Origin of the sequence: Variovorax sp. OK212, from assembly GCF_900112425.1 — a bacterium.
Classification (GTDB): domain Bacteria; phylum Pseudomonadota; class Gammaproteobacteria; order Burkholderiales; family Burkholderiaceae_C; genus Variovorax.
Map to the genome: position 1 here is coordinate 1 of NZ_FOLP01000044.1, position 11,413 is coordinate 11,413.

The following is an 11,413-nucleotide window of genomic DNA, read 5'->3' on the forward strand; positions in this document are numbered from 1 at the left end:
CCGATCTTCGGTGCAATCGATTCGATCGCCGCCCACAGCGACGGGTACTCCCCACGGTGCTCCTGCACCATCCTCACCGCGCGCTCACGCACCTCGGGTGAGAACTTGTTCGACTTCTTCATGGCTCAATCCTCTCAGAGTGTTGAGCCTCCACAAAATCCGGGGCGATTCAGACCCTTTGAAGTTTGTCCAACTTCTGGGGGTCAGTTCAATCCCGGGGCGATTCAGAGTGAACCACAGGCCGGTCAGTAGTTTCGGCCACTGTCTCGATGGCTGCATCCAGCATGGTGTTGACCAACTCGCCGTCCGGGCTGGTCCCAATGGTCCAACTGACGACCATTCCATCGAAGCAGTCGATGATGGGCGAGAGGTACACCTTGCCCGCCGGGATCTGGAACTCCGTGATGTCCGTGAGCCACTTCTCGTTGGGGACCGCGGCCTGGAAGTCGCGGTTGATGAGGTTCTCAGGCGCTGGACTGATCTCGCAAAGGTATGACGCATCCCATGCCCCATAGGAGCATCACGTGTAGGCGCGAAAGCTCGATCGTCAGTGGCATCAGCAAGCGTCGCCACACCTTCGGGCGCACGTCCTCGAGTTCAACGTACAACTGCCAAGCGTGGAGGTGTTTCCGAGTGGAAGTCGTGCTCATGGCGGCACTGTAGTGCCAGCGCAATGCGGGTGGATGACAAAACACCTTCACGGGTTGCCAACGTAAAGTGCATTGTTCATTGAGTAATTCTATGAATATGGTGGAATCAATTGGGAATGACTTCCGCGCGACGAGTGGACTTGCCCGGTAAACCTGGACGCGCCCAGCGCGCGGTCCATCTTTGCAGGCCTTGGTGGCCCAGTTGATGGGCGTTTTCGATGATGGGATCAGACATTGCTGAAGCCGAAAGCCGTGTGCGGAGAGCGCCAAATTTTTGCTCAAAGCTCATGGGCGTGCACCCCCAGCATGCCCTTCATGGCAACATGTAAGACAACGTGACAAGTTGAACATATACTTACGACAGTAATACTTAAAGTGCATGGTAGGTAACTCTGGAGTCGTCGCGCCATGAAAACAGAATATGGAAGCTGAACTGGAGGGGGGAATCGCGCCAGCGTGGTCATTGCCTTCGGGCACATGGACGCGAGACGCCGACTCGGGAGTCTTTTCCCTGCGCGGCTCTGCTCTGGGCAACACGCTCTCGCCCCGACTCACGCAGGCAGATGTTGCGCATGCACTGGCGGTTCCGGTTTCCAGCACGTCTCGCGACGTGTGCTTCCCTCCCGAATTCAACTTCGACCCGGCGACCGGTGTCGGGCTGGATCGAGCGACTGTCTCGGCCGCTCTTCCGTGGATCGCTCCGCATGGGGCGAAGACGGTCGAAGGCAGCAGTCGCGCCGTACGGGGCTTGCCGCAGTCTTCGATTGCATTGAGTCTTCAGCGGCAACACGCCCGACGAGCTGAAGACGCACCTGACCTGGAGCGCAAACCTCCACCACCGGGGCACTATGAGTTCTTCTCCGTTCCTGCGGGCACTGTCGTGCCGTCCCTGCTGGCGATAGATCCATCCAAGGGACATGTCCACGCGTGGTTTGATCATGAGTCTCGATGGGAGGTCATGGAGGAGCGCGGCGGCGGCATGCTTGCAGAGACGCGCATCCAACGGGCGGACTGGCGCGCGGAAGCCGCTTCGGATGCGTTGACGACACGTATTTTTCTGCCCACTGAGGAAGGCTTGGCTTGTCTGGTGCCGGATGCCATGGGACTGTCGTTCAGCGTGAGGTATCACGGCGAGTCGCCTGCACTGGGTTCGCCGGTGCAATTTGGCGAACGGGTGTGGGCTCCTTTGCTCTCCGCCGATGGCAGGATCAAGTTCGTAGGTCTGGATCTTGCTGGTGGCAATCTGGTCGAGGTGGATGTGGCTCAAGGCGACGCCGAATCATCTGGGCGTCTCGCTGGCCCGCAGTCCCTGGGACGCGTTGCCGCACCGGTCACCAGCTTGGGCGCGGCCATCTGGGTGACCGAGGAGGGGCAGTTGCTGCTGCAGAGAAAGGCGAATGGCTCGCTCGAAGGCAGCTTTGCGCGGTGGCCTGCTTCCATCAAGCCGGCGCTCAAGTTCGGCAGTCCTTATCTCGCTCGCGATGGCCTGCTTTGGCAACTGTGCCTCGACAAGACTCGCGATCCTTCTGGAAGTTTCATCTACGCGTTGCTGGGGCGCGGGGCGTGGGAAGCGTGGGACGCGCAGCCTCCTCGTTTATGTTCGGGCGAGTTCAATTTCCGCTTCGCCACGAAACACCATTCTGAGCCTTGGATCGAGCCCGAACACGGCGACGACAGTTCTAGCGATGAGGTGGTTGTGCCGGTCGTAGAGTCGGTCGGAAACAGAACCGTCATCGGCATGAAGTTCAAGAGCACCAGGGGCGTCGAAATGCTCTTAAGCGAGCGTGAACGAACACTTGTGAAGTTAGTCGTCGACGATGCTGATCGCCAGACCGAATTCGACATGTTCACCGTTGCGAAGCCGCTGCAGTTGCGCATCTTTGTCCACGACGCTCACCTGTGGGCGTATCACCCCGCGCTTCCGTACCTGCGCGGTTGGGCCATGGGCACTTGAGCATGCGCAGATTTTTCGCTCTCTTGCTGGTTGCCTGCGCCGCTGGTGCAACTACACCGCTGTATGCCATGCAGCAGGCGTTCCTGGTGCAAAACTCGGGCTGGATGGAGCCGTTTTACGCGGACTCAAGCTCCCAGTTCAAGCCGCTGATCGCCGCTGTTGCGGCGTCCGCCAGTGGGCCGGACGACGTGGTCTATACGCTGGCGTTCAATCAATCCAGTGGTGTCAACGCATCGCCTCTTCTGCTCGGGAAGGGGCAGGGCGGGGGCGACGTGGGTCGCCTGATCGCTTCGCTCGCCGTCGCGCGCAAGGCTGGTGGAACCGCGCTGGCCGATACGGATTTCCAAGAGGCGATCAGTCGCACGATCACCGGTCCCTTCAATGGCGCGCCGGGCATCGTCTGGATCTTCACCAACAACCGAAACAGTCCCCACAACGACGCGCAAACAGCGGACCGCAACCGCGATTTCTACCGGCTGCTGCACATGGAGCCTTCGATTGCGAAGACCTTGGCTTTCCCCCTGCGCATGCAGGTCCAGGGCAAGCTCTACGCTGCAAAGGGTCTGATGATCTATGCCTTGGCCTATGGTCAGTCCGCAGCCGATGCGCTCGACCGCATCCTCTCCGAGGGCCGCATTGCGAAGGTTCTGACGCAAGCGCCCGCGCGGCTGAAGCCGATCGACCAGGATGCGATGCGCATCGTGCCCGAAACCATCAAGAATGTGCCCGGCGTTCAGTTGAGCTTGGGCGCAGACCAGCGCACAGTGGTGATGGACGTCGATGCCGCCAACATCGTGCCTACGATGACCATGCGCGGGTCGCTGCAGAATCTTTTCTATCCGTACGCGATCGAGAGCGCAGTTGTTGAAGCGACGCTCGAAGGCCCCTTGGGTCGGTCCGCAGCGACGGTCACGCCGTCCACGGTCACGGACTTGCCTCCCGCAGGAAAAAAGGAAGTGGAGGTGAGTTTCACGCTTCCCGTGGCGCAGGTGCCCTCGTCATGGTCCGTGCAGGCGCTCGGTGCGATGGGCAAGCGGGTCACGCTCCCGTTGACCGTGGAGATCGGTTTGTCGGCCCAGCGCTTGGCGCTGTCCGACGCCTTCACGGCGGAAATGGCAGAGCTGTTCCCGGGCGATCCAATCTCTGAGGTGTTCGTCCCGCCCAGCGGCGTGAAGGAGTCCAGGGCCCGGGTTCCTTTGCTCCTGCGCATCCAGTATCCGCTCGCGCCAGTGATTGGCTTGATGGGCGCACTGCTGCTTTTGGCTGGCGGCCTCGCATCGATGGCCATCTTCAGTGGTCGTACCCGTCGCTACGAAATAGCAGTCGACGGCGCCAGACGCCATGTCGCCCTGAAACCTTTCTCCTCGCTTGCGGTAAAGGACATGGAAGGGGGCCAGGTAGGCTTGCTCAAGCGCGGCCTCGGCCGTCCCCGCGTTGTCGATACTGTCGATGGTCGCACGCTCAGTGTGACCGGCCGCTGACGCCGTCCTCTCCCGCCCCCTTTCGAACGAGTCAACATCCCCATGGCACAGAACCAATCCACCAACAGCAGCAGCAACTCGGGCTTCACTCTGCCCGCGCCCACCGAAGCACCTGCGGCCGCGCCGACCACGACGACGGCCACAGTGATCCTTCCGCCGGGCCAGAAGTTCGAAGGAACGTACACGGTGGCGTCTGACACGTCGTCGCGCGACCTGCTCATCGGCGGCGGCGTGTTGCTCGCGTTGTTCATCGCGTTCTTTTTCGCGCGGGGCGCGTATGCCAACAGCCTCGTGGGTCGGCGAGTTCCACCGGCCAAAGCTAACGCGGCTGGCTGGTGGCTGTTCATTTTCATGGGCAGCCTTGCAACCGGTTTGGTCCTGTCCGTGGTCAACGCATCACGATTTCTCACACCGGTGATCATGGGGTCGGTCGCGTCGGTCGCCTTGCTCGCGCTGATCCTCATGCTCGTCACTGGACGCAAGTGAGCGCGCTGCAAACCGCGCCCCTTCAGTAAGCGAACGACACACTCACATGGCCGACAACACTTCCCAGACCATTGCCCCTGGCACGCCGCTTAAGCGCGAGACGAGCATCGACTTGCGACCGACGCTTTTCATTGGGGTGGGCGGTACTGGCATGGAAGTGCTCATGCGCGTTCGTCGACGCATCCTCAATCACCTCTGGGGTGGCGCAGGCGTGCGTTCACGCGTGGAGGCGCTGTCGGACTTTCCGGTGGCGCAGTTCATCCAGTTCGACCTGGACGCCGGCGCCGTTATCGACAGCGGCCGCGCACAGGCGGACGACCTGCAGTACGACGCGGTGAAGTTCACTGACGAAGACAAGATCGTTGAATCCTTTGACATCGAAAAATACAGCCGAGACGACGATGCGTTGGAGAAATATCCGCACGTCAAGGAATGGTTGTCACTCAATCCCAAGAAGATCCGTGAACTGAAGATCGACCCCGCCAAGGGGGCGGGCCAGATCCGCGCGATCTCCCGACTGTATTTCTTCGACAAGTACGCGAAGGTGCGCGACAAGATCCGGCTGAAGCTCAAGACCTTGAAGTCCGGGCTGTCGCACGAGCGCCAGCTCAACCAACTCGGCCTCAAGATGGAAAGCAGCCGTTTTCGGATTGTCGTGGTCGGCTCCGTGGCGGGCGGCACAGGTTCGGGCGCCTTCCTCGACATGGGATTGATCGCGCGGTGGCTGGCCAAGACCGAAGTCGGCAGTGCCGACGTGGAGCTGATGCTGTTCCTGCCGACCGGCTACGCGGGAGCAAACAAGGATCGCACCGAGGCCAACGGTTATGCGGCCCTGATGGAACTCGAGTCGGCCATGCTCGGGAACAAGGGCTATGTGGGCCGGTGGGACGCCTATGACCAGCCAGAGCTGCCGCGCGAGCCCTTCAGCGAGGTCTACCTGATCGACTCCGGCAACCTCGCCCAGCAACACACCAAGGACGTGAACGACGTTTATCACATGGTGGCCGACGCGTTGTTCGAGGACTTCGCGTCGGGCGATTTTGCGCGACGCAAGCGGTCGGTCGCGGTCAACCAAGCACAGCACAAAAACTTTCCGCACGACGCGTTGGTCCCAAAGCATCGTTTCGCTGATATGCGGCTGTCGTTCTCGAAGCGCTTCTCCGCGATGGGACAAGCGGTGCTGGATACGCGACAGGAAGCTCGTCGTGACGAACGGGCGCACCGTTGGGCTGCCGAAATGCTGAAGGCCTTCTTCGGGGTAGGCAGTTCGGACGTTGGGTCCAATCGTGCGACGGACAAGCAGCGTGACGATTTCATGATCGCGCAGATGGGGTTGCGTCCCGCGCCGTTCAGCGACTTTCCCGAGTTCTCGGACAAGAAGATCGAGCTCAAGCGCTCGAGTGGTGAATTCATCGACTACTTCATCGTCGAGGATCTGCTCCAGGACAAGAACGGCTTGCTGCTGGCCAATGTCGAGCAGCGCGTGAACGATCGCATCGAAGCGATTCGCACCGGGTTCGACCGGTCCGAGTGGTCGACGCAGGTGCGCGAAGCGATCAAGCAGCTCGAACGCGATGCGGTCAGGGATCAGGATTCGACTGCCGACACTACCGAGGACCGGGTCGCCAAGCGTCGGCGCGAAGTCCTGGAGCGCATCAAGCTCGCGATGCGCGACCAGCTCTATGCCTACCTCGACAACAAGGACTATGGCGGCCTTGAATACGTGTTGTCGCTGGTCGAGCAGATCAAGGACCGGCTGGAGGCGGCCGGCACCGGGTTGGTTGCGGCGCTTTCGCTCAATGCGGAGCGCTATCGCGAGATCAAGGAGGCGGTTCGCAGCGCCGAAGTTGAGCGTCTGCTCGACAACTTGCAGCAAACCAAGGGCCTTTTCGGATTCGGTAACAGCGAGAAGCAGGCCGCGATGGTCATGGACCAGCTGCGCACCGAGATCGCGAACGGCATCAAGTTCCATCTGCGAGCCAAGGCCGCCGACGAAGCCGCACTGCTGATGAACGAACTGTCTGCGTGGCTCGGTCGCAAGACGGGCGTCGATGCACAAGGCCGCGCGTTGTGGAGCGGTCAGGTCGGCGAATTCCAGGCTGGACGCGAAGCCGTGGTGGCGATGCTGGAGCAACTGCAACGCGCCAACGCCATCCTGAATCAGGATTTGCTCAAGGAACATCCCACCCTCATCAGCATCGCCGCGGATGTTCGGGAAGTCCCGATGCCTGGTGCGAAGCAGATGCGCGAATGGGCAGATGAAGCGTTCAAGGACCTCGGCGGTTCCAAGGCGCTGTTCCCCATGCTCATCGAATCCGCGCAGCGCGGGGTGATCCTGTCCAAGGTGACACGCATGGCCGAACGCCAGCTGGCCGTGGCGACGAGTTTCGAAGACAGCGCCTTGGCCACCGATCCCTTGGCCGAGGCGCTTGACCAGATGGGCCCCGTCGCGCGACAGGAGATCTTCCGCAAGCTGCTGGCCTGCGCGATGCCTTGGATCGACGCCAATCTGTCGGGCGATTTCACGGTCAAAGCCGATCAGTACAAATGCTTTATCGGCGTGGCTGACGCCGATGGTTTCAAGGCCCGCTTCGGCAACGAGATCGATGCCTGCGTGCCGACGCAGGCCGGCATCACTTCGGCCCAGCTGTCTATTGTCGAAACCGGCATGCCGGGGCGTGCGGTCTGCTACTGCGAGTTGTCAGGTGTGCCCATGACGGTGCTGCGCGGCCTGGAAGGCTGGCGTACCAGTTACCGCAAGGAATCGGAGAAAAGCCCGACCCACACGCACATCGATTCGACGCAATTCAGCCATCCGATCGCGCCGACCACCGATGAGATCAATCGCTTGGCGGAAGACTTCAAGCAGTTTCTCTATGCTGTGATGCTCGGCATCCTGACCCGCTCCACGCAGCGCGTGGTTCCGCCGGGGCAGTATCAGTTTGCTGTCGCACGGGGTGACACCCGGCGCATCGGCAACGAACGCGCGATCCGGCAGAACGGATTGCCACTGGCCTATCGCGAGGCCATCGTCGAACGGGTGCAGGAGCGTCTGTCGGAGTTCGACGGTCCCCAGATGGCCGGGTTGGCTGCGCTGTGCGACTACTACGAGAGCGCTGTCTACACGCCGATCCTGATGTCCGACAGCAGCGGCGCGGAACTTGTGCGTAAGGGTTTCGCGAGCGCGCTGTCCTCGGAAGCCAAGCACGAAGTGCGGGATCGCGCGCGGCGCAAGGGCATGTCCGAGGGAGAGCTGCAGCAAGCCTCGAGCCGGCTGCTGGCCGACATGAAGGCATGGGCGACGCCGATCGGGGATTCCGATGCCGATGCTTACGACTGGGAGGTGCGCGAGCCCGGCGAGGATGGACAACCGCGGCTCAAGTACCTGATCAATGCGGCCATTTTGGAGCCCGGCGCACTGGCCGCCTTGCTGCGTCCTGCGCCCGCCGTTGCGGCTCTCGTTGGCGGCTTTGGCACGCCAGCGGCGCCTTCGCCCGGCGCTGGCATGCCGCCGCCACTCGACGGGATGCCCCCACCGATGGTCGAACACCAGTATCACCTCGGGATCAATGGGCAGCAGTACGGCCCCTTCGTCGGGCAGCAGATCGGCCAGATGTTCGCGGCGGGGCAAGTGGCATTGGCAGGCACCAAGGTTTGGCGCAACGGCCTCGCCGAATGGGTCGACCTGGGACTTTTGCCCGAACTCGTGCCGATGCTGCAGAGCGCAAGGCCCTCGGGCCCTCCGCCGCTGACGCCTCCGCCATTGGCCTGATTTCCGAGCGCTCCATCTTGCAAGTTCCTCCGATTACGTGCGCGGCGTGCGGCAAACGCCTATTCGAGGCTGTGCACCATTGCCCTTATTGCGGTGTCGAGTCGACACCTGTTCGCTCGATGCCGGCGGCGCTTGCGATCTCGGAATTGCCTGTTCCGCGCGCACTGCCCGGCAGCATCACGCCACCAAAGGCAGCCGGCTCGAGTCCGATTCCGCCGCCGGTGAAAAAAAGGTCGCGCACGGCCGCACCGGTTTCTGTTCCGCCGCCTTTGCCGACGGCTGGACCGCAAGAGCCGCCGGAAATGCCTGCCGCTGCGGCGCGGAAAATCCCTCCAGCCCCGCCGTCTCGACCCGTCGCAAGCGAGCCTGAGGCGCCCGTTGCGGATCCCAAGCCGTCCGGGTCTAAGCTTCCCATTGCACTCGTGGCGCTGCTGTCCATCGGGGTCACGGTGTATTGGTTGTCCAGACCCAGCGAAAAGGAAGTGGCCTGCAACACGCAGTTGGCTTCTGCGGCTGAAAAACTGGCGGCTGGCGACGCGGTCGGAGCGCGTGGTCAGACTGTGCTCGCGCTCGCGTCGTGCAGCGCCGACTCCCGTTCAAAAGCCGCTGCCCTGCAGGCCGCTGCAGACAAGACATTGGCGGCGCGCGCCAATTGCGAGAAGGGCTTGCGCCGCGCGGAATCGTTGATCGGGGAGCATCGCCTGCAGAGTGCGCGATCGGCGATGGATCAACTGGACACGGCATGCATCGACGCGCCGCAAGCCAAGACGCTGCGCTTGCAACTCGACGCCGGTCAGTCCGCTGCCTCGTCTGCCGAGGCAGACGTGCGCCAGAAGATCGCGATGGGCAACGTGAAGGCAGCGCGCGCCTCGCTGGACCAACTCGGTGCGGCCAATCGGGAACATCCCGAGATCGCGGCGCTGCGCACCGAGATCCAGAATGCGGCGAAAGCACAGGAGGAGGCCGCAGCCGCAGCCGCAGCCGTTGCTGGGGCAGCGGCTGCGCCGTCAGCCCCCGGCTTCATGGAAGTGCCTGCGCGCGCAAACGCGATGCCAGCGCCCCAGCAAGACCTCGTTAGCGGTTTCCTGCGCGATGCGGAGACGGCCATGGCGGAACTGAAGTTCGACAAGGCCAAGACCTATGTCGAGAGCGCGCGCCGCATCGACCCTGCCAATTCCCAAGCCGCCTTCCTCGCTCGACGCATCAAGGAGCGCGAACTCGCGTACGCACGCAAGGAAATGACGATCAATTGACGTGTGCCGTCGCGCCTTGGCGCGGTCGCCTCCTTCCGCTTTTCTCTTACATGACCATGACCCTTACCTCAAAAATCCAACATACCGTCGCGCTCACCACAGCGAGCATACTTCTGGCGGGCTGCGCAGCCCCGGGTGGCGGCGCCGGGCAGGTAGGCGGCGATGTTGGAGGTGGCGGCGGCGACCCCTGCAGCGTCGCGCAGAGTGCTTTGGCCGGCGTGGCAGTCGGTGCCCTGATCGGCGCGATGGCCGGCGGCAAGAAAGGCGCGGCGAGGGGCGGAGTGATCGGGGCTGCCATCGGCGTGGCCGCTTGCGTCGCGGTGAACGTGCAGTCGCGCCAGACCAAGACGGCTGCCCAAGTGGACCAGGAATACCAGCAGCGGCAAGGCGCACTGCCGCGCGAACCCGTGGTGGTGTCCTATGCGTCCCACGTGAACTCGCCTTCCGTGCGCAAGGGACAGCCGATCAAGGTCAACTCGGTCGTCGAATTGACCAGCGGTACGGTTCAGCCCGTCCAGTCGGTAAAGGAAGAGCTGGTCGTCTTCAATCCGGACGGCACCCAGATCAATCCTGATCCGAAATCGAAGAACTTCACTGCCAGTTCCGGCGGGCGCTTCGAGAACTCGTTTGACCTCAATCTGCCGCCGAACCTCTCGCAAGGCTCATATGGTTTGAAGACCAACCTGTATGTCAACAACAAGCTCGCAGGCACGCGGGATCTACGCACCCAGCTCGTTTGGGATGGGTCGAATGCAACGATCGTGGCGATGAACTGAGCGCGGCGATACGGTCCAGCGTACGTGCGCCTCGGCATGATGTGCACGGCGGGCTGCACCACCGATCGGCGCCGATGCGTTGGCAGCGTCGGGGCCGTGCTGGACGCCACGGGGAGCCAGATGGCGCCGAACGTCGCATTGCCCGACATCGACGTGCATCGCTGAGACCAGCAGGAGGCTCGGCGGGTCGACTCTGCTATTCGAGGCTTCTTGCGGCAGAACTCCCGCCTCGCCTGTTTTGCAGCATCCGGCTCGAAAGCACTTCATTCACCCCGGACCGCTGCCTGGGCTGCGTTCCTTAGGTGGGCTGCGCCGGTGACGCCTGAGCCAGGGCACGGGTGAATCGGGATACTTGTTCAATTCAACTCAAACAAGCAGAGAAACGATCAAGTATGGACATCCATATCAATCGAAATGGTCAGGGATTCGGACCTACGAGGAGAACGAGGCCAAGTTGCTGTTGACCGGGACCCGTGCGTTCAGAAGACGAATTCTTGAGCGCGGTTCAAGCCGCGAGCGCGGGCAGATCAGTGCGAGTCGGCATGCGCCAGTCGATGCCTTCGAGCAGCATGGACAGTTGTGCCGGCGTGAGCGAGATCTTGCCCCCTTGCGCCTGCGGCCAGACGAATCGGCCGCGCTCCAGGCGCTTGGCCAGCAGCAGCAATCCCTGGCCATCGAACCACAGGACCTTGAGCATGTCGCCGCGTCGGCCGCGGAAGACGAAGACGTGGCCGCAGAACGGGTTGGTCTCCAACGCTGTCTGCACCATCGCAGACAGGCCGTTGAATCCCTTCCTCATGTCGGTATGGCCGGCGACGATCCAGACGCGAGTGCTGGTGGGAAGACCGATCACGCCAGCGCCTTGAGCGTCTGCAGCACATGACGCACACTGGCCTCGTCAACCACGCCGCGCAGTCGCACCCGCACACCGCCGACATCGATCTCGATGGTCCCGGCAGGTTGGCGAGGCGCCACCACCGTGGGTGAAGAGCATGGCGCGATCGACGCAGCTTCGATGGTGACGGGCAGCAGCATCGGCGA

The 11,413-nt window shown here is 62.4% G+C and carries 10 protein-coding genes and 2 pseudogenes; 6 read left to right on the top strand and 6 right to left on the bottom strand.

Annotated elements, in window-relative coordinates; all coding sequences use genetic code 11:
- From BM004_RS41250 to BM004_RS42620, 3 genes and pseudogenes are all read right to left on the bottom strand, one after another.
- Nucleotides 1-122, bottom strand: a pseudogene (locus tag BM004_RS41250) (IS3 family transposase); the annotation flags it as partial.
- Nucleotides 123-223: 101 nt separating this feature from the next.
- A pseudogene (locus BM004_RS40045) lies at nt 224-496 on the bottom strand (DDE-type integrase/transposase/recombinase); the annotation flags it as partial.
- Complete coding sequence (locus BM004_RS42620) at nt 465-650, bottom strand: IS1096 element passenger TnpR family protein (RefSeq protein WP_093222451.1); 186 nt, start codon at nt 648-650, stop codon at nt 465-467. The gene BM004_RS42620 and the pseudogene BM004_RS40045, both read right to left, overlap by 32 nt.
- A 421-nt stretch (nt 651-1,071) precedes the next feature.
- On the opposite strand from BM004_RS42620, the gene BM004_RS41255 reads away from it, so the two are divergent.
- The 4 genes from BM004_RS41255 (at nt 1,072) to BM004_RS40070 (ending at nt 8,343) form a co-directional block, all read left to right on the top strand.
- Nucleotides 1,072-2,604, top strand: a complete 1,533-nt coding sequence (locus tag BM004_RS41255; protein WP_143072692.1) for a hypothetical protein — start codon at nt 1,072-1,074, stop codon at nt 2,602-2,604.
- Between the two features lie 68 nt (nt 2,605-2,672).
- Nucleotides 2,673-4,085 (top strand): hypothetical protein, encoded by a 1,413-nt coding sequence (locus tag BM004_RS40060; RefSeq protein ID WP_256220310.1) that lies wholly within the window; start codon nt 2,673-2,675, stop codon nt 4,083-4,085.
- A 42-nt stretch (nt 4,086-4,127) separates the two neighbouring features.
- Nucleotides 4,128-4,571, top strand: coding sequence for a hypothetical protein (locus BM004_RS40065; protein WP_093222457.1), 444 nt, complete (start codon nt 4,128-4,130; stop codon nt 4,569-4,571).
- Between the two features lie 46 nt (nt 4,572-4,617).
- Nucleotides 4,618-8,343 carry a tubulin-like doman-containing protein gene (locus tag BM004_RS40070; RefSeq protein ID WP_093222460.1) on the top strand — a complete coding sequence of 1,242 codons (3,726 nt, stop codon included), beginning with the start codon at nt 4,618-4,620 and terminating at the stop codon, nt 8,341-8,343.
- Between the two features lie 85 nt (nt 8,344-8,428).
- Here the strand turns inward: BM004_RS40070 and BM004_RS41260 are convergent, their stop codons facing one another.
- On the bottom strand, nt 8,429-8,782 hold the full coding sequence (locus tag BM004_RS41260) for a hypothetical protein (protein ID WP_143072693.1): 354 nt from the start codon (nt 8,780-8,782) through the stop codon (nt 8,429-8,431).
- Here BM004_RS41260 and BM004_RS40075 point away from each other — a divergent pair.
- Together BM004_RS40075 and BM004_RS40080 are read left to right on the top strand one after the other, a co-directional pair.
- Nucleotides 8,766-9,596, top strand: coding sequence for a hypothetical protein (locus BM004_RS40075; RefSeq protein WP_093222462.1), 831 nt, complete (start codon nt 8,766-8,768; stop codon nt 9,594-9,596). The genes BM004_RS41260 and BM004_RS40075 overlap by 17 nt on opposite strands.
- A 50-nt stretch (nt 9,597-9,646) precedes the next feature.
- Nucleotides 9,647-10,372 carry a hypothetical protein gene (locus tag BM004_RS40080; RefSeq protein ID WP_143120484.1) on the top strand — a complete coding sequence of 242 codons (726 nt, stop codon included), beginning with the start codon at nt 9,647-9,649 and terminating at the stop codon, nt 10,370-10,372.
- 505 nt (nt 10,373-10,877) lie between these two features.
- Here BM004_RS40080 and tnpB read toward each other — a convergent pair.
- Nucleotides 10,878-11,225 (bottom strand): IS66 family insertion sequence element accessory protein TnpB, encoded by a 348-nt coding sequence (tnpB, locus tag BM004_RS40085; RefSeq protein ID WP_093222467.1) that lies wholly within the window; start codon nt 11,223-11,225, stop codon nt 10,878-10,880.
- A partial coding sequence (locus BM004_RS41745; protein ID WP_177206796.1) for a hypothetical protein occupies nt 11,222-11,413 on the bottom strand: 192 nt, incomplete at its 5' end. The genes tnpB and BM004_RS41745, both read right to left, overlap by 4 nt.

Coding starts and splice junctions, on each gene's coding strand:
- BM004_RS42620 (WP_093222451.1), bottom strand. CDS start 650: ATGAGCACGACTTCCACTCGGAAACACCTCCACGCTTGGCAGTTGTAC.
- BM004_RS41255 (WP_143072692.1), top strand. CDS start 1,072: ATGGAAGCTGAACTGGAGGGGGGAATCGCGCCAGCGTGGTCATTGCCT.
- BM004_RS40060 (WP_256220310.1), top strand. CDS start 2,673: ATGCAGCAGGCGTTCCTGGTGCAAAACTCGGGCTGGATGGAGCCGTTT.
- BM004_RS40065 (WP_093222457.1), top strand. CDS start 4,128: ATGGCACAGAACCAATCCACCAACAGCAGCAGCAACTCGGGCTTCACT.
- BM004_RS40070 (WP_093222460.1), top strand. CDS start 4,618: ATGGCCGACAACACTTCCCAGACCATTGCCCCTGGCACGCCGCTTAAG.
- BM004_RS41260 (WP_143072693.1), bottom strand. CDS start 8,782: ATGGACAGCAGCGCCACGAGTGCAATGGGAAGCTTAGACCCGGACGGC.
- BM004_RS40080 (WP_143120484.1), top strand. CDS start 9,647: ATGACCATGACCCTTACCTCAAAAATCCAACATACCGTCGCGCTCACC.